The sequence below is a fragment of the Leeuwenhoekiella blandensis MED217 genome (genome assembly GCF_000152985.1).
Lineage (GTDB): Bacteria > Bacteroidota > Bacteroidia > Flavobacteriales > Flavobacteriaceae > Leeuwenhoekiella > Leeuwenhoekiella blandensis.
In genome coordinates this window covers 2,740,079-2,758,475 of sequence record NZ_CH672395.1, presented here as the reverse complement: position 1 = coordinate 2,758,475, position 18,397 = coordinate 2,740,079, and the positions used below count along the sequence as shown (strand labels likewise).

General features: G+C 41.0%; 16 protein-coding genes. 2 read left to right on the top strand and 14 right to left on the bottom strand.

Annotation, left to right across the window (positions count from 1 at the left end; all coding sequences use genetic code 11):
• Positions 1 to 192: 192 nt before the first annotated feature.
• Together MED217_RS11870 and MED217_RS11865 are read right to left on the bottom strand one after the other, a co-directional pair.
• Complete coding sequence (locus MED217_RS11870) at positions 193 to 1,287, bottom strand: AcrVA2 family anti-CRISPR protein (RefSeq protein ID WP_009780773.1); 1,095 nt, start codon at positions 1,285 to 1,287, stop codon at positions 193 to 195.
• 72 nt (positions 1,288 to 1,359) lie between these two features.
• A complete protein-coding gene (locus MED217_RS11865) occupies positions 1,360 to 2,577 on the bottom strand; it encodes a tyrosine-type recombinase/integrase (RefSeq protein WP_009780772.1) in 1,218 nt (405 codons plus the stop codon).
• Between the two features lie 518 nt (positions 2,578 to 3,095).
• Between MED217_RS11865 and MED217_RS11860 the strand changes: the two genes are divergently transcribed.
• On the top strand, positions 3,096 to 3,638 hold the full coding sequence (locus tag MED217_RS11860) for a nuclear transport factor 2 family protein (RefSeq protein ID WP_009780771.1): 543 nt from the start codon (positions 3,096 to 3,098) through the stop codon (positions 3,636 to 3,638).
• 24 nt (positions 3,639 to 3,662) lie between these two features.
• Here the strand turns inward: MED217_RS11860 and MED217_RS11855 are convergent, their stop codons facing one another.
• The 9 genes from MED217_RS11855 to MED217_RS11815 all read right to left on the bottom strand — a co-directional run bounded on the left by MED217_RS11855 (position 3,663) and on the right by MED217_RS11815 (position 12,573).
• Entirely contained in the window at positions 3,663 to 5,843 is a 2,181-nt protein-coding gene (locus MED217_RS11855) for a T9SS type A sorting domain-containing protein (protein ID WP_040532788.1), read from the bottom strand.
• Positions 5,844 to 5,853: 10 nt separating this feature from the next.
• On the bottom strand, positions 5,854 to 7,107 hold the full coding sequence (locus MED217_RS11850) for a hypothetical protein (RefSeq protein ID WP_009780769.1): 1,254 nt from the start codon (positions 7,105 to 7,107) through the stop codon (positions 5,854 to 5,856).
• A 113-nt stretch (positions 7,108 to 7,220) separates the two neighbouring features.
• Positions 7,221 to 8,729: a sensor histidine kinase gene (locus tag MED217_RS18565; RefSeq protein WP_009780768.1), complete on the bottom strand. Its 1,509-nt coding sequence runs from the start codon at positions 8,727 to 8,729 to the stop codon at positions 7,221 to 7,223.
• A 30-nt stretch (positions 8,730 to 8,759) separates the two neighbouring features.
• On the bottom strand, positions 8,760 to 9,494 hold the full coding sequence (locus MED217_RS11840; RefSeq protein WP_009780767.1) for a LytR/AlgR family response regulator transcription factor: 735 nt from the start codon (positions 9,492 to 9,494) through the stop codon (positions 8,760 to 8,762).
• A 141-nt stretch (positions 9,495 to 9,635) separates the two neighbouring features.
• Entirely contained in the window at positions 9,636 to 10,571 is a 936-nt protein-coding gene (locus tag MED217_RS18560) for a hypothetical protein (protein ID WP_009780766.1), read from the bottom strand.
• Between the two features lie 172 nt (positions 10,572 to 10,743).
• Positions 10,744 to 11,175, bottom strand: a complete 432-nt coding sequence (locus tag MED217_RS11830) for a hypothetical protein (protein WP_154648934.1) — start codon at positions 11,173 to 11,175, stop codon at positions 10,744 to 10,746.
• An 8-nt stretch (positions 11,176 to 11,183) separates the two neighbouring features.
• Positions 11,184 to 11,627 (bottom strand): hypothetical protein, encoded by a 444-nt coding sequence (locus tag MED217_RS11825; protein WP_009780764.1) that lies wholly within the window; start codon positions 11,625 to 11,627, stop codon positions 11,184 to 11,186.
• 397 nt (positions 11,628 to 12,024) lie between these two features.
• Positions 12,025 to 12,255: a hypothetical protein gene (locus MED217_RS11820; RefSeq protein WP_009780762.1), complete on the bottom strand. Its 231-nt coding sequence runs from the start codon at positions 12,253 to 12,255 to the stop codon at positions 12,025 to 12,027.
• A gap of 21 nt (positions 12,256 to 12,276) precedes the next feature.
• Positions 12,277 to 12,573: a hypothetical protein gene (locus MED217_RS11815; protein ID WP_009780761.1), complete on the bottom strand. Its 297-nt coding sequence runs from the start codon at positions 12,571 to 12,573 to the stop codon at positions 12,277 to 12,279.
• Positions 12,574 to 12,960: 387 nt separating this feature from the next.
• Between MED217_RS11815 and MED217_RS11810 the strand changes: the two genes are divergently transcribed.
• Positions 12,961 to 13,686 carry a hypothetical protein gene (locus tag MED217_RS11810; protein WP_009780760.1) on the top strand — a complete coding sequence of 242 codons (726 nt, stop codon included), beginning with the start codon at positions 12,961 to 12,963 and terminating at the stop codon, positions 13,684 to 13,686.
• 77 nt (positions 13,687 to 13,763) lie between these two features.
• On the opposite strand, the gene MED217_RS11805 is transcribed toward MED217_RS11810, so the two are convergent.
• The 3 genes from MED217_RS11805 to MED217_RS11795 form a co-directional block, all read right to left on the bottom strand.
• Positions 13,764 to 14,741 carry an acyl-ACP desaturase gene (locus tag MED217_RS11805; protein WP_009780759.1) on the bottom strand — a complete coding sequence of 326 codons (978 nt, stop codon included), beginning with the start codon at positions 14,739 to 14,741 and terminating at the stop codon, positions 13,764 to 13,766.
• Between the two features lie 261 nt (positions 14,742 to 15,002).
• Positions 15,003 to 15,671 carry a carboxypeptidase-like regulatory domain-containing protein gene (locus tag MED217_RS11800; RefSeq protein WP_009780758.1) on the bottom strand — a complete coding sequence of 223 codons (669 nt, stop codon included), beginning with the start codon at positions 15,669 to 15,671 and terminating at the stop codon, positions 15,003 to 15,005.
• 79 nt (positions 15,672 to 15,750) lie between these two features.
• Positions 15,751 to 18,201, bottom strand: coding sequence for an alpha/beta hydrolase family protein (locus tag MED217_RS11795; protein WP_009780757.1), 2,451 nt, complete (start codon positions 18,199 to 18,201; stop codon positions 15,751 to 15,753).
• Positions 18,202 to 18,397: the final 196 nt, after the last annotated feature.

Here is an 18,397-nt window from a genome sequence, read left to right as displayed (position 1 = left end):
CCTAACGGTTTTGTGTATGGCTCGTTGCGTGCAAATTAGCGATTATTTTCGGTTGCCACAAGCCAGATTTTTAAATTTTACTTTTTGGAAATCGTCAAATTTAAAAATTTGGCGACTTTCGAAATATGCCTTAACTTTGATTTAAGAAACTGATTAGCAATGAGCTATACACGTTGTTAGCACCAGTTTTTTCTACTCAATTTTGTAAATATGTCCTTTTTTCGGTTCTCCTTTTTCTTTATTGACAATCGTTGGTAAAATCCAAACTAATTTAGATTCGGATAGATTCTGTCCGAATTTTTGATTTCTCCAATGTCCTCTTCTCCAATGTGTCGCCACATCTCCATTTGAACCATTATTGCTATGTGTCAGTTTTATATTTTGTCCTACATATTTGATTTTAGTGAATCCGTTTCTGTAAATCTCGTCTTTAACAACTTCTTTTTTTCGTTTTGTGTTAGCTTTTGCTAATTTCGATTTTAAATAGGTTGGTAAATCTTTAGGATATTTTTCTTCAATGTCAGCTTCTTTTGTAGTTAGATATAAAAGACAATTAATAATAAAATTTATAGTTCTATCGACAAATTGTTTATGAATTAAATACAAATCAATTTTTGTATCATCTTCTCTGTCGTCAAATGTATATTCTCCGACAAATGCCTGTTTGTCAAATTTAATTGCATCTTCGATTGTTGTTAAATTGTCTTTACGGTCCAAAAAAAGTAGCAAAGAATGGAAACCTCTTTCCATATCCCAATCCAAGTGTTTGTTTATTATCCAATATTTATCAATATAATCTTTACTGACAAAGTCAATATTTATTGCTCTCTCAAAAGTTTCTCCGTTATCTCCATCATCGTGTTCATCTCTTATAAATGCTCCTTCTATAAATTCTGAACTATTTTCTTCTAATGGAATTTTGGCAGATGATAAATCAATGTAAAAGTTTTGATAAGGTAATTTTATAAGTGAAATATCTATATCAAGTACATCGGTTTTTTTAAGAAGTTTACTAATGTTTTCTGAAAAACTAAAAATATTTCTTCCCAAGTTTTTCCAATCTTTCCAAATGCGAAATTCTTGTAAGAGAAACGCTCTTTTAACAGCTTCGTTTTCAGGTACATTTCCAAGGTCAAGTTTCGTTCCCCAATTTCCTTCGTCTTTATAGTACGGAACTTCTTTTCCTCTGCAATATTCTTTAAATCTCTTTTCATTTTTCAAATGCTTTTCAAATTTAAAGTCCTTTGCAAGTTTGTTAGGATAGTATTCTAAATATTCGTTCGACATATTTCTTTGTCTGTCAGAGTTTTTTTTCAAATTGGTGCTAACTTGTTATATCAACACAAATATAGTTGATTATCAGAGTCCTTGTCGGGATATCAACACTTTTTGTTGCTCTTTTGCGTTTTTTGTTATTTGCGATATCGTGACATCTAGGGGGTTTGCTACTTCAAACAAATCTTGTTGCGAGACGTGTGTATAGATCATCGTAGTTTCGGGTTTGGCGTGTCCTAGAAGTTCTTGGATATGCCGCAAGGCTACCCCGTGATCCATCATATGCGTAGCATAACTGTGGCGTAATGTATGAGGTGTTACCGCTTTTTTAATCCCTGCACGTGTACAGCTTTTTTTCAAAAAGGTGCGTATAGCGCCTGCACTGTAGCCTTGCCCATCACGTCCAGGGATCAAATAGTGGGTAGGTGCATAACTTTCCATATAATTCAGTAAAAGGGGTACTACGGCCTGTGCAAGTTTTACCGTACGGTCTTTGCGGCCTTTTCCTTTTTTGATGTGCACTTGCATGCGGTCAAGATCTATAGCATCACAGCGTAATGCCAGTAGTTCGCCTATACGCAAACCTGCGCTATACAGCAGTGCCAAAATAGTGCGATGTTTTAGATTTGGTGTAGCACGCAATAAATCGATCACCTCTTTCCGGCTCAATACGACGGGCAGTTTTTTGTCTTTCTTAGGGCGCTGTAAACCATCAAAATGAGCTTTCGGAAATTCTAGGAGTATACTTAGATGTTTCAGCGCACTTATGCATTGCCTGTGACTGCTTATGCTATACCTTCTAAAGGCAATAACCTCTTCTATAAAGGCTCTAAACGCACGCACGTTCAGGTTTTCTATAGGCTTGTTTTTGTAGTGGTTCAAAAACTGAACTGTAAAATTACCATACACTTTTAGGGTTTGTTCACTTAAACGTTGTCCTTTTAAATAGTGAACATAGCGCTTTAAAAGAGCCTTGTGGCTTTGTGGCAGTTGTTGATACTGCTGCTTTAAGTCTGTGGTATTACGGAGTAAACGCTCTGTAGAAGTTTGCACGACTTGAGGTTGCTTTGGAGCTTTTCGTAAGGCTTCATAATCCAGATACCAGGATTTCTGCTGAATGTGTTTAAAAAATTGACGAAGCTTACTGCTGCTGTCCTCAAAATAAAAACACCTATGGGTTTGACTCCAATGCGTGTCTTTAAAGGCCTTCACATGCTCTTTTACTGAAACATCATAGTCAAAATGCACAGCTATTTGCGAGGCATTTTTATGTCTTATGCGGTCTAGCTTTATGGTATACATCTCTTTTTTAGAGTTAAGCTATTGAAAAACAGTGTCTTTTGCAACTCCATACGTTGTGTTTTTTTGCATAAATGATCTTTAAAAACTTCGGGTTTGAATAGGGCTTCAACCAGTATTCATCCATAGTTTATCCGTTGTTTTACCATTAAACCCCAGTGTTTATGGGCAAACAATGCTTAATTAACGGATAATCTATGCCTGAAGGGCGACTAAACCACGCCAAACATCCCTTATATACCCGTCTTGTTTAGGAAGCTTTTTAGCGTGCTTCAGTTGCAAAGGTTTAGGTGAAATTTTTAAAGATTAGGATCTTAATGTATTTGGGTTAACCGCGGCAAGACCGTAGGAATTGTGGGTATTTCAGTATATTGTAGCAGACTTCCTCGGCCTAAGTCTGTTTGCCGGCAAAGGCAGGCTGCCGAGGTAGTTATTGGATATCTAATTTTAATTTCGTGGCAACCCGTAAGCTATCGGGACAGGGAATCGAACCCTTTGGCGGTGCCATTAAAAGCTACACTATGAAATCACCACTGTTCCTGCTACCGTTTTTACTTGTATTCAGTCTCACTCCAACGCACGCCCGGGATTATGATGGGGCTACCCCAATACGTGTACAAGCTACTTTAGATACTGGTCGCGTGGCCGCTTTAAATGCCTTTTGGGATCGGCTTTCGCAAACGGTACAAACGGGAGATTTTGAAGGCTATGCTGCGCTGTATCATCAAGATGCGGTGCTGGTGATCGACAATGCCGGCAGGCCGGGCAGTATGCCCATAACACAAGCATTAGCTGCGTGGAAGCAGGGTTTTGAAGATACCCGTAGCGGAAAAACCGGTGCTCAGGTGGCCTTTCGGTTTTCAAAACGTCTGGGTGATGCGACTACTGCGCACGAGACCGGTATGTTTGCCTATAGCGTATTGAATGCTGAGGGGGCTGTACAACAAGTGGTTTACGTGAATATGCAGGCCTTGTTGGTAAAAAAGGAAGGTCATTGGTTGATCACTATGGAACTACAGGGCGCTCCTGCCAGCGAAGCCGACTGGAACGCGCTGAAGCCTTAGGGTTTGATTGGAGTAGTATGCGGTCTAGCGCTTAATGAATTTATGCGTTCTAATGCGTTGATCTTGATCTTTCAGTTTGAGAAGATACACGCCAGGTTTGAGCATGCTCACATCGATGCTTTGTGATGTTTTGGGCTTAAGGACGCGTTGACCAAGCATATTGTATACCATAACTTCTTCAATAGTTTCCTGTGGTAGGTCGAGGTAAAGCGCATCGGTCGTAGGATTAGGATATACCGTTACTTGCACTTCTGCTACGTGTTCCATGGAAAGGCTGGCCGTGCTTCGCAAGAAGAGGATGGACTCTGCCTCAAAATCGGCGGTTATCGTGATCGTTTTTTCGGTAGTGTTTACAGCATCGGGTGTCAAAGCGGTAAAAGCTCCGTCTTTAAAAAGTACAAGCTCCAGATTTTGCGGTGCCGATTCAAAGTCGGTATCAGCATATGATAAGGTTAGGGTAGAACGGTGTTTTAAACCTTCCGTAAGTGTATTCAGCCTATAATATTTCGTAGCATAGTCGCTTGAAGGTAACGCGTTGATATGCTCCTTAAAGTGCACGCTGCCGGTGTCTAACAGCTGAATTTTTAAACTGTCGGTCGTAGCTAGATCGGTAGCCACTAAAGTCGTTTCATATGGGATTCCGTCATAACTTAAGCTCAAGTCTCCCAGATCACGCGAACTGTTTTGTCCCAAAAATCCGCTGCGCACTTCAGTATCAAGCGTGTAAATACCGCCTCCGGTAGCATTTACGGCAAATCCACCGCAGTAATATTTAAGCTTACCTATTCCTCCGGGAAATGCATCGGGAAACTCGGCAGCGATTTCTGTAGTATGGGTTTCAAAATCAAAAGACAGAATGTTATAGGTGCGTCCGCTAGAAGGGTAATAGGAACCGCTGATGTAGAGTTTGTCTCCCGCCACATCATAATACGGGTTATACCCTCTAAGTTGTGCTCCATCTGGATGATCAGGAAATGGAACTTCCTGTACATCCTGCGGCTGCCCTTGCGTGATATATATCGTGGCGACATAGGAGGTAGGGTCACGCGACAAAAAATAGGCGGTGTTGCCTCTGGTAAAGGCTTTGATGCCTGCATAGCCACCGGGAGGCACCGAAAAAAGACTTTGTACTACTGCAATGTTATTTTCATCAAAGGTAACCGCACTCACAGTATTGTTTACGCTGCTATGGTAATAGATCGCATCTTCAGAAACGGCGAGCAAACTACTGTTGGCTGCGTCTTGTGCATTGCGTTGGGTCTCAAAAATATTGTAGCCCCGCACACTGTTCAATGGTGTAGTTGCGGCCAAGGCATTATTGGTAAAACACACTTCCATCCCGTGTGCCACATAGCTGTTGTCTTGATACGAGCCGGAAACAAAATCCCCCGAGAAGTAGATGTAATTTTCAGTGGGGATCATATATTCCGGATTGACGCCATCACCGTTCACCGTGGTAAAATCTTGCGTGACGCGTACCAGATTGCCATTAAAATATTTATAAAGATCGATACGGTCTCGGGTATTTCGGGCCTCGAGCCAGAGTTCGTCTTGAAAGAAAAATACGTTGATAAGATCAACCACTACCGACAATTCACTGTAATCCTGCGCTTCACGATTCACCACGCCGTTAAAAGCATAGTTTAAAATATCAGTTTTGGTATGGATCTTAAGGTCAAAGTCCCTGCTATCGGTAATGGTATCTTCTGTTCTTAGCGACACTTTATACATCGCGATCTTATCGTTTTGCATAGCGATAACACGGCTGCCCAGGTCATTGGTCTGGGTGTCTGTGATATTGTCAAAAAAGTCCATCCCCGTTTTGGCAGCGTTGAGTTTAAAAAGGGTTTTGGTACCGGGACTGTTTTGATGTAAATACATAAACAGGTCGCTGCCTATCTCTAGGTCTTCATTCAAGATAGCTTTGTAGCCTTCTGCCACGGTACTTATCGTGCCGGTTACGAGTTCGCTGCGATTCAAGCTTAGGTCTAAAGTACCTTCAGCAGTACCGTTACTGCTGTAAACGCCATAGCGATCTGCCCCGCTATTGTTGATTTGCATAGCAAAGACCAGATCGTTGTCCACTACATTAAGCGAATAGGTTTGTCCGTTTCCAGAGCCTGTATAATCTTTTACCAGACGCAACTGGCTGTAGATCATACAAGGCACGAGCATAAGAAGTGCTTGGAGTAGGTAGTTCTTCATAGCTTTTCTTTTACTTATTACCGAAAGGATTCATTCCCATCGCTTTGTATTTTGAGGTATCTACACTCAAATTTGCGGCGGGATCAAACGCGGTCGTGGTAATACTGATACCTTCTGCATTGATCTCGAGTACAGCACCGCTAAAGGGAAGTCTGGGGTTTTGGCCAAACAGGGGAATAAAAGAAGCTTGCACCGGGATTTCTTCTTCGGTGGTCCAGAAATAAATGGGTTTTCCTTCTGATAGGATCTTATATTCCTCAGCGGTATAGTCCAGTATTTTTTTAGTGCGTCCGGTACGTTCTGCTTGGGTATTCTGGTCGGTTTCTTTTAAGTTTAAACCACCGGCCATACGGTCGATCTGTTTTTGGGATACCGATTTTTTGATCTTCATAGCACCCATATCCATCAACACGGTGTAGCCTTCGGGAGTAAACAGGGTTTTCATAGTACCTTCTTGCGCTCCGCTTTCAATAGTATTGCAAAAAATACCCGGGATATCAGAACTGAAATAATAGGTGCTGAAGACAGGGTCTACGCCTTCACTTTTTATGGCAACCGTCATCGACTGGTCAAAAAAGTAGTTCCCGTTCATCGCGCTGATGTTTTCCTCTTGCTCCGGTGTAAATGGATATGCCGCAGTGGATGTGTTGGTACTACTACCACTTGCCGAAGGTTTTGCAGCGGAAGCCTCGCGACGTTTATCAATAATATTTTTGGTAAGTACAAAAACCTCTTTACTCAACGGCTGGTCTTGCTTATCGGGATCTATAAAATGCCATACGCCTCTAAACGCAAAATTGAGCGTGTCTTTATTCAATTTATAGATGTGCACCATCGTATTTTGTGCTGCATCAGGAAGCAAATATCCATCTTCGGTAAGGCTGCTCAGCATCGCGTAGCCTGCGGGATAGGCGTCTACAGGAGGGGTAAGCCTATCGCCTTCGTACTTTTTTACCGCAGCGCCCAGGTTGCTTAGGTCAATTTTGTTGAGCTGAAGCCGCCAGTCTAATCCTTCAAACACTAAAGCTTCATCTTGCACGATCATTTCCCCTTTGATGTTGGAAGCGAACTTAGGTACGGTTGCATTCTGATATGTTTCAGTGGTTTCGGTAGTTTCTTTGGGTTGTTTTTCCAGGGTTTCGTCTACCTTATTGAGGACTTTATCCTCCAATTTTTTGGTGAGCTTTTTTAGGAATTGTGCTTCCGCCGGAAGGCTAAATAAAGCACATATTGTAGCGATGATGACCGGTGTAGTTTTGTTCATAGTTTGAGTATTAAAAAACTTCTGTACTCTAAAACTAGGGAGTGAACAGCAGGTGTTTCTACAGAGATGTATACTTGGTGCGCAATTTTGTATAACTGGTAAGAGCCAGTGACTTAGAGTGCGATCGAGATCTTGACTTGGGTGCCGGCAGGACTTCCATCTGCTGCAGTCAGGTCGATAAGCTTCAGCGCTGTTTCTTTTTGTGTGGTTTTAGAAAAATACTGCAGGCGTTCTTCGACCAACTTTACACCTAAAGAATTCTTTTTGATGTGTTTATGCGCTCTGAGTGCTGCTGCGGCTTTTCGGCCTATACCGTTGTCGGTAACGGTAATGACAAGTGCTTGCGCTTTACGCTGAATTTGAAGGCTGAGGGATTTGTTAGTTTCTTTGAGTGCCAGACCGTGAAGGATGGCATTTTCAAGCAAGGGTTGCAATAAAAGAGGAGGAAAGGGGATCTGGGCGGGGTTGATCTCCGGGTCAATAGTGACCGTATAGTCAATAGGAAGCTGCGTGCGCAGGTTTTCTATCTGAACGTAGATCTGTAATATCTCCAGTTCTTTCTCAAGGCTGATGCTTGGGGTTGTGGCATGTTCTAAGACATGCCGTATGAGTTTTGAGAATTTATTCAGGTAATACACCGCATCTTTGGTGTGATTGTTTATGAGGAATAATTTGATGCTGTTGAGCGCATTGAATATAAAATGCGGATTCATCTGACTCCGTAAGCTTTGGAGGCGCAGGGCGTTCAGTTCGTTCTCAAAATGCAGCTTCAGGTTTTTCTGCTTTTCGTGTTCCTGGCGTGCAGCAGCATTGAGAAGCTCTTCCTTTTTTGCTTCGATCTCTTGTTCAAGGACCTGGTTGATGTTTTCTTTTATTTTCTGATTTTCTTCCAGCTGCCGGATATACTGCTTTTGCAGGTGGTTTTTTTCTTTGAACAAAAGCGCCTGATCCTTTCCTATCGCAATGGCAAAAGCCAGATTTTGTAAGAGCACCGCCAGATAGTAGATCCACAACAAGCCTTGTGTTTCTTCATAGCTTTTGCCTTTTCCGGCAATATACACGTAAGTCGAAAGAATCTGTAAAATGAGTAAGCCGATAAGAATGGGATACTTCACCGGACTGTCTGCCTTTAAAATAAAGTATATCCCGATAAATGTAAGGATCGTAAATACCGGAACAAAAACGGTACTATAGATCAGGATGTCATAGTTGGTACCAAAAAGAACATCAAAGAGATACAGCAGCACAAACAATACAATCGAACCGATGATGAAGCCGTAGCTTAGGCGGTAATACTTACGACTGACTTCTTTCAGTTTTAAGATCTCGAGTATAAAACCTGCAAATGCCATATAGGAAGTTACCTGTAGCGGAAAGTGAATGGCGTTCAGCATCCCTTTATACTGAAGCAAAAATGGCGACGTAAATGCATTCTCTATACGGGGCAGTAACATAATTACCGAGATCAGAATAAAAAGACTGTAATACAGGTAATGTATTCTGCGGTTTTGTGCATATAGAAACAAGTGATAGCCTCCCATATACGAAAGTACCGCCAATACGGCCAGCCCCAAACCGTTTGAGGTGCTGTTGTATAATATGTCGTCAAGGCTGCTGCCCAAAAGTAGCGTTTAATTAGGTTGGATTATGGGTTAAAAGTTATTGAGAAACTGCGATTTCTTTTGCCTTGATACCGGAATTTTACTACCATCTTCAAGGATAATATAGCCATCGCTCTTTAAAAATTCTTTGATCTTGTGCATATTGATGATGTAAGAATGATGCACTCTAAAAAACTGATGTTCCGGGAGCAAGGCGTTTATTTCTTTGAGCTTTTTGGTCACTACGATCTTCTTTGCAGCTTCAAGATACAGCGTGGTGTAGTTACCGTCTGAGGCGGCGTAGCAAATTTCGTCGGGATCGAGAAAAACCAACTTGCCATCGGTGTTTATCGCTATTTTCTTATGCTGAAAGCGCTCATTGAAGTGCAGCAACAGGTGTTCAAATTTTTTATTGTCCTCTGTATTGGACTTATGTTTTTTGATCTTTTGAATCGCTTGCCGCAGGTCATCACTGTCGATGGGTTTGAGCAAGTAGTCGATGGCCTCCTTTTTTAAAGCTTGAATGGCATACTCGTTATAGGCTGTGGTAAACACGATCGCAAAGTCAATACGTCCTACCTGTTCCAGTAACTGAAACCCATCCATACTAGGCATTTCTATATCGAGAAACACACAGTCTATCGGGTTCTTTTTAAGGTATGTGATGGCTTCCTCCGGTTGCGTAAAGGTCTGCACTACACTGATCTCTTCTTTAAATTGCTCAAGTTCCCAGGCTAAGGTCTCTAAAGCCCGAGGTTCGTCATCAACAAGAATACAATGTAGCATAGCGTTCAAATTTGTATAAATTTAAACTTTGTTTTCTAAGTAGCCCACGATAGTGTATAACCTGCTTCGCTTGTTGTATAAGCGGTACCTTAACACGTTGTTCGGGCAGTTGTATGCTTCAACCTTTAGGAAAACAAACGGCTAGGATTGTGGGGTTAACCATTTAGCAGCTTGTAAGGACATCTTTTTATAGTCGTGCCCTACATTTGGGATGGTGTCTAGCTCCCAATTGAAGTTCCACCGGTGGGAGGCGCTTAATTCTTTATTGGCATTAAAAAACGTACTTCCGCGTTCTAATCGATGTTGTCCTTGTTGCATAGCTTGGGCTGTGGTTCTAAACGTTCCCAAAGCCGGGTCATTGTCTAGCGCACCCAAAAGGACTACCAACTTTTTATTATAGGCTTCCTGAAGCTTTGCCTCTGTATTTTTGAGACCGTACGGAAACTCAAGCTGTTCATTCGGAAAGCTGTAAAAGCCTGCATTTGCTGCAATGCCAATGCTTATTCGTGCTTCGGGCATCAAGAGCATCATTCTATGTACAAATTGTCCACCCGCTGAATGCCCAAAAATAGCATACTGCTCGTTACTGATCTTATGGGTTGCTTTAATGTGGTCAAACGTATTTTCAATAACGCTATAAGCCCATTCCTCTTTTGGGTTTGGCGTGCCAAAAAACGTAAAGAGATTCCCTTCCTGATAGTCGTTTGTGGTGTATTTCGCAAAGGTATTGGCAAACTCAGGAGCGAGGAGTAGCAGGTTGTTCTTTTGGGCGATCTCAACCCAAGCATCCAAGTAGTCTTCAGCATTGCGGCCTCCGCCGTGCATAATAAACACTATCTGGTCGTTATCTTTCCAACGCTCCGGTTTGTACGTCCATATCTTGATGCTTTTGCGTTTAGTAGTGGTATAGGCATACATTACAAAGGCATCTTTACCATTCTTGATTTTAGAAGTTGTCGTGATCGCAGGTCCTTTGGGAAGCACATAGAGATAAACATATCCCGCAACAGTAAATAAGGAGCAAACACTTAAGGTGTATAGAATTCCCTTTTTCAGTAAGTGATAGCTTTTGTTCATACCGTAATTTTGCGCAAACCTAGAGCATCTTTACAGGCTGGGATAGTTAATCCTTCTGAACTGTGATTTTACGGGGATGGGTTGGGTATTTGTTAGAACGGGGTAGAAAAGTTTTCTAAATAAGGAGCTGAGATTATCGACGTAGTAAATTTTAGTTGGTATTGTGCTTTCGTCATTGTTGATTTGGAGTCCACTCAAATTTTTTAGATTCTCTGGGGTTCCAGTGTAATAAGCTTTTTCCGAGACGATTTAGCGAAGCAGCTTGAGACTCAATTTCAAATATTGATTCGTGATAGTATGGACTAATAGAATTATTGGTGGCTTCTATTCGTATGGATGCTCGTCCATTAGGTTGACTGCAATAAACTTTTATTAAAAGATAGTAAGCCCATTTAATCCCTCTTTCTCCTAGTTTATAAATAGCTACGTCATCTATTGATTTGGGAAACTCAGTTATTTTTTTTGCAAAGTCTTGAAATTCATTTGCGTATCCATAAGTCTCTAAAGTAGTTGAGCAGTGCCCGTTACTAAAATAAGATTGAAAATGAATTGTATCATCCCTAGCATCAATACTTAATACGTTTATTTGGATTTTGGTTTTCATTTTCATTTTCATTTCAGTTTTTCATATTCCTCAATTGGAAAATCGTGTTCAATCCACTTTTTTCGATATGCTTCCGGTCCAAGCGCTGTCATGAGCTCTTGCAGTATGTTTCTAACTTGGTTTATATATTTAGGGACAGTTGTTGAACCTTTTAAAACCGTTTTGAAATTGCCTTCTTCAATCAGATTCCAACTCCACCAGTCTGCGTACCATCTTAGTTCGTAGTCTATTTTATTCTGATCATTGCGATGTAAGATGAGCACGTGCTCTCCGGGTTCTTCCATAAATACCACAGTTTTGAAATCTTTACTGCGAATTTCAATTGCAGATTCGGCGAGTTCTTTTAGAGAATCGTTTAAGTAAGAAACGGCAAATTTTGTCTGTTTTCTACCGTTGCCTATTTTGGCATTAGCCCATCCACCATCAATTATTTTATAGGTAATCTCGATCATTAAACTACTAAAGTTCTCAAAATCTGTTCAATTGATTCTTTTCTTAAATATTTTATAAGCAATCCCGAAGATTAGGAGAAAGGGCAGAACATAAAATATAAACTGTGTAGACCATTTGCTCATAATATAACTTGCTTGACCACCTTCTCCAAAAATCATCCAGAAAATAATCATTTCTAAAAAATATAGAAATATCAATAGCATTATTAATCCGATAATTTTAAGTACTATTTTAGAGGTTCTTTTCAAATGTATGGTAAAGGTGCCGGTTATCGCCACTTGGCGGAGTAAGGGAGGCGGAGTTGTCGGCTTAGTCTTTGTTTGTTGATCAAATTAATTATTTTCTTTCTAAGGCAGCAGCTTATTGGCTATTAACCGTTGTTGGCAACTGGCGCAATTAGTAAATTAAATCATATGTAAATCTTCCAATTACTGCTACTAGTAGTAAAATTATCAATCCAATTAGGGCTATTCCAAAAATGCTCAATATTAATCTTGCTCCAGCATCATAATATCTACCGTCATATTCTTTCTGGAGAACTTCCATAACTTTATTCTTATTTCTATACCTAATCCATAAATATAGATATCCTGTTACACTATAAATTATTCCTGAACCATAAGGCATAGATTTTTCTTTTTATTTCTCCTAAGCTTTTAGTTGATTTAATTCAGATTTTACTTTTAAACAATCAAAGCAAATGAAAGTGTGAATTACCATACAATCTGCTAAATCATATTGATCTCCGATAGGATCTATTTGTGAATAGAAAGTCATTTGTTTATTACAATCTTCACATCTAGGATAATCTTCTTCATTTAATTCTTCTGGTTTTCCACCTAGAAAATGTCTTGTTCCTGCAACATCGTTATATTTATAACCAATCACAGATTTACCTTCATCAGTTTCTGGTTTTGGGACTAATTTTATTTTCGGAATTTCCATTTATATTGTTATCAGTATCAGATATAGGTTCTTTTTTTGATTTTCTCTATAGCTTGTTACGAACTTCTATTACCCTCACAAATATAGCTGTTTATCAGGGTGATGTAAGGGAGGTCAATAGTTTTCAGTCCTGTAACTTGCAGGATTTAACTAGGAACCAATAATTCTTTTGAATCGCTGGTACTCAACTGATTCTTCTCAATCCTATAAACCACCCTTAAAATCTTTTCAATCTCTTTTAAACGTTTAGAAAACTTGTGCGTCTAAGGCATTGGTGAAAAAGAACAAGAGCACTCTTGATATACGTTTTAACATAATTATTCCGTTAGCACTGTAACAATCAATCGATTGCGCTAGTCTTTTAGTTAGCCGAATACGCATACGCTTATGAAACATATAGAATATCTTGAAGAACAAATAGAAGAATTGCCCTACGGATACGTGTTTACACACAACGATTTTGAAGAAAACCCGGGAACCGAGCAGGCCGTGGAGCGGTACTTGAACCGACTCGCCAAAAGCGGTAAAATAAATAAACTGGCAAAAGACAAATTCTATAAAGCGGATGGAGCACCGCAGTTGAAGCCTTATGAGGTGGTAAAAGATCTGTTGTTTGAAGATGGAAAACAAATAGGATACCTTACCGGAAAAAGCAGTTATACCGAGTTGGGCTTTAATTTACCGGCCGGCACGCAGATCGAAGTAGGCATTGCCGAAAAGCGAAATCCCATAAAACGCGGACCCTTCAAAGTTTCATTTATCAGACAGAAAAATGTCATCAAGCCTGCGCATATCCCTTATTTTCAACTCTTAGATATGTTGGGTGCATTATCAAAGCAAGCCTTTGCCACGCCAGATGAGTTGTGCTATCATATTACTAAAGGCTTGACCCACTTGTCTTCCAGAGAGCATAAAACCGTGGCGCAGTTGGCTTTAAATTATCAAGCACGCACGCGAGCCTTGGCTGGGGCTTTGCTTCAAAAAATAGGCTATGTCTCGCATCAGACGCTAGATGAGCTCAAAGCATCGATCAGTTCATATACTTCATTCAGCTATCCTATTTCTGCTAAGAATTTGCCGCACGCTAAAGAATGGAAGATCATTTGTGCATAATGGCCTTTAGCGGAACTAATAAAAAACCCCGATAAATCACGTTTATCGGGGTTTTTAGTATGCTGTATAAAAGCCTTTTAGGTGGCGATCCATTTAAAGGTATGGTCGCGTTTAGGCACTACGATACGTTGTGAAATACGTTCTAAACGATCTGGTAACTTCATCAGGTAATCGCGAGCGCGCTCTCCTTTGTCGTTGAGCCCTTTGATATCGTTGATATTCCAGTCGGCGATCAAAGATTTTAGGATGGTGATGTAATCCTGAGTGGTATATACCATAGAGCGTTGTGCTGCATCAGAAAAGTGTTCCCAGAGTTCGCCAATTTGTTGTCCGCTTTCTCGTAAGAACATCGCCGGCATAACGATCTTGTTTTTCATCATGGCTTCAAAAGCCATCATCATTTCACTAGGGTCCAGTTCAAAAATACGGCGTACAAAATCCATATAAGCTGAAGCGTGACGCGCCTCATCTTTGGCTATCGTGTTACATATTTTTGCCAGTTGCTTATTTCCTGCTTTACGTGAAAATGAAGCTACACGGCGGTGTGAAACGTTGGTTGCCAATTCTTGAAAACTGGTATATACAAAGTTCTTATAAGGATCCATTCCTGTACCAATATCAAAACCATCGCTGATGAGGTATTGCGTACTTACTTCCATCTCGCGCATATTCACACGCCCGGAGAGGTATAAATATTTGTTGAGCAAGTCACCGTGACGGTTTTCTTCAGCCGTCCAGGCACGTACCCATTTTGACCAGCCGTTTCCGTTTACCTGATCCACTCCCTGTACACTCATCAACCAGGATTCGTAAGTAGGAAGGGCTTCTTCGGTAATAGTATCACCTACCAAAACTGTAAACAGGTCATAATCCATCTCGCGGCAGAGCTCTTGGATCTCTCGTACGTCGTCAATAAATTCGGGGTTTGTAGCGTCTGGTAGCATATCTGTGGGTTGCCAGTTCTCTTCTACAGATTTCAGGTATTTGCCTATAAGCTCATCCATAGACTTACCTACGGTTTGCATTACTTCAAGACGGATGTTATTTAGGGTCATTGTTTATATTCAAAAGTTAAAAACTAATGTTTAAGCAAAGCTTTATAGTAGCACTCAAAGCCTTGTGTGTAAAGGTAGCGGTTTTAGGTGGTATGCCTGCTATTTCCAAGGCACACTTGCTATGCACGCATAGCTTTGTATGGTGCTGAAGTGTATGGTTTTAGTATTCAGTATCTTGGAGTTACTTCTTTTAGAATAGTATAAAAAAAGTCTCAGCAGGCATCTTTTTGCATACCGAGACTTTTAGTTTAATTCAGCTGATCAATTTTTTGCCGGTTTGGGATCATATTCAACCGCCACCTCGCCAACAACTATAGGTTGATCAAGAGTAACATCAATACGCTTTGTCGTATTATCTAGTTGTACTTTCTTGAGATCATAAAAGAGGTATTCAAAATGTAGTACTACTTTTTCAGTATTTGGTTTTTTTGGAATTGTAATACAATAGTTTCCATCTTTATCCGTCAGTGTAGTTATTTTGGTGCCCGCCAACGTAACTCGAGCCTTGTGTATAGGATTCTCTAGCTCGTCTGTAACGTTGCCTCTAATAGCAATCGAATCTTGAACGCTTTCTTTTTTGTCCTCATCAACACGAGCATCTGTTTGATAATATGCTAAAGAAGGCTCTGATTGTTGTGCCTGTACCGGCTCACATAAAGCCAAAAGCGATGTAAAAGCTGCAGCAATACCTAAATGCTTAAAAGCAGGTTTTTCCTGCGCAATAAAATAGGGGATATCTAACTGATCTTTGCGATACCGCCCACAGATCTTTTCACCGCGCTGCACTTTAGCTATAATTTGCTTTCGCGAAAGTTCTGTAAAATCAATCACTTCTTTTTCGCAACTGCTACAAAAGCGTCCCTGCCCACTAGGCGTCATTTGCGACCAGTCTTCGTGACAAGGTTCTGGAATACTCAGTTTAAAATGCATAGGTTCAGTGTTTAGTCTCAGTGAGCAGACGTGGACCGACGTACTCATTTACGCTGCTCACTGCGACCTACTTACTGCATTATTGTTTTACTTCTTCTTGTTTTTTGATCTCTTGTACGTCACGATTTTTGACATACTGCTCAAGCCACTGATCTTGTTCCCAAAGCATATGTAAAATAGATTCTTTGGCAGCATATCCATGACTCTCTTTAGGTAACATCACTAATCGTGCCGTTGCGCCTAAACCTTTAAGCGCATTGAAATAACGCTCACTTTGAAGCGGATACGTACCACTGTTATTGTCTGCAACACCGTGTATGAGCAATAGCGGAGTTTTCATCTTGTCGGCATGCATAAACGGACTCATCTCATAATAAATTTCCGGAGCTTCCCAGTAGCTACGCTCTTCAGACTGAAAGCCAAAAGGAGTTAGCGTACGGTTATAAGCACCGCTTCGTGCGATTCCGGCAGCAAATAAATTGGAGTGGCTCAAAAGGTTAGCGGTCATAAACGCTCCGTAGCTGTGACCACCCACTGCAACACGGTCGCGGTCTATATATCCTAAAGCATCTACGGCATCAATAGCAGCTTTGGCATTGGCAACCAGCTGACTTCTAAAGGTATCGTTAGGCTCTTCATCGCCTTCTCCCACAATTGGGAAAGCGGCATCATCAAGCACCACATAACCACGGGTTACCCAATAGACCATAGACCCGTAATACGGGTAGGTGAATTCATTAGGATTTGTGGTGGTTTGTGAAGCACTGTTTTTGTCTTTGTATTCACGTGGATACGCCCAGAGCAGCATCGGCTTCTTTTCTTTCTTTTCCATATCATAGCCAACAGGAAGGTATAAAGTTCCTGAAAGTTCAAGGCCGTCCTCACGCTTGTAGGTGATCAATTCTTTGTGAACGTCCTGAATACTCTTAAAAGGATTTTCAAAAGCGGTGATCTGGTCCAGACTATTGTCGTTTAAGTTTCTGATGTAATAGTTAGGATATTCAGTAGGAGCTTCAATACGAACTAATACGTTACCGCTCTCGATATCTAAAACCTTTTGCAGGTCTTCAAGTTTATCGGTGTAAGCCGATTCATAAATACGTTCGGTTTCCTGAGTGGCTAAGTTGATCTTATCAATAAAAGGGAACTGGCCTTTATCGCTAAATCCATCTCCCATCAAATAGGCGTGGCCGTCAACCAAGGTGAGTACCGAACGCCCATATTCATTATCGTGAGTCACAAAATTACCGGGATCACTATACGTGTCCTGATAGCTTCGGTCTGAAATCACTTCGCCCATATTACTCCCGTCTGAAGGGTTAAATACATAGGTTTTAGTATTTCGTGTATTCCACCAGCGGTCGTAGGCCACGGCAGTGGTACTGTCTCCCCAGGTGATTCCGCTAAAACGGTTGATGGTTTTGATCACTTTTTGCGCAGCACCGGTAAAAGGCGCTTTTTGCATAAATACCTGATCTCTATAATCAACTTGAACCTCAGGATCTCCCTGGTCTAAAGCTTCTACCCAATATAAGGTTGCCGGCTGATCGGCACGCCAGGAGATACGTCTTTTACCGGTTTGTGTCGCCATAAAGCCCTGTGGTAATTCTTCAAGAAGTGGGGTTTCATTAATCACCTTCACTTCGGTACCGTCTTGATCATAAACGGTCACGGTTTCAGGAAAGCGATAATAAGGTACGATGTAAGAGAAGGGCTTATGAATAGTACTTGTCATGATATACGTTCCGTCAGGAGAAAAAGAAACATCGCTATACATCGCAGCGTCTTTCCATAAGGTTGAAGTTCCGTCAAGGTTTACTTTTACCAAGGCTGAAGTCGCTAATTGCTCAAAGTTGAAAACATCATTAGGATTCTGAAGCAAATCCTGATAAGTACGGTTTTGTGCTTTAGAACCGTCGCTGGTAGAGATCGTTGGTCCGGTAGGAACGGCTTCTGCCGTGTTGATCAATTCTTTTCGCGTAGCCGGCAGCATATTCACAAGCAAACTTTTCCCATCTTTAAACCAGCTGATAGGATTGCCCATATTGGCATTGACAAAAGCTTCAGTGACCCGTTTTGCTGTTGCGGTTTCCAGATCGAGGATATATACTTGCACGCCGTTTTCAATGGTGTTTGTAAACGCCATTTTACTTTCGTCGGGCGACCAGTTAAAATTGCTGAGCTGCGCATCTTCGGGCAGGCCATTGATCTCGCGAGCTTCAGTCTCTTCAATTCCTTTGATCTTGATATTGTTGTAAAAAGTGGTGCGGCTACCAATGTTGGTTTTAGGATTGATACGCAGTCCGCCAAGGCGCAATTCCTCTTCAGAAAGTCCGGCGATGGTTTTATAACTGTCGCGATACATTAAAAGCATGGTGTCGCCTTCGGTATTCATTAGTACCCAAGGGGCGCGTGGCACATCTACCAGATCTAAGATCTCTTGCGGAGGTTTTTGATAATCTAGATTTACCTGTGCAACTACCGAAGCAGTAAGCAGTAAAAACAAGCTTAGCAGGTTGATTCTTTTCATAGTTTTTGTGTTTGTTGATCTAATTAACTCTATGTCTATGATTTAGACAAAAAGGAAGTTTTTATACTGTTCTAATTTACTGAAAAAAGCCCGAAGCACTGTGTTAATGCTATGCGTGCATAGCTAAATAAGAAACTGCTAACACGCTACAAATTGAAGAAACACTATATTACAACGCTTATTAATTCTGTTTACT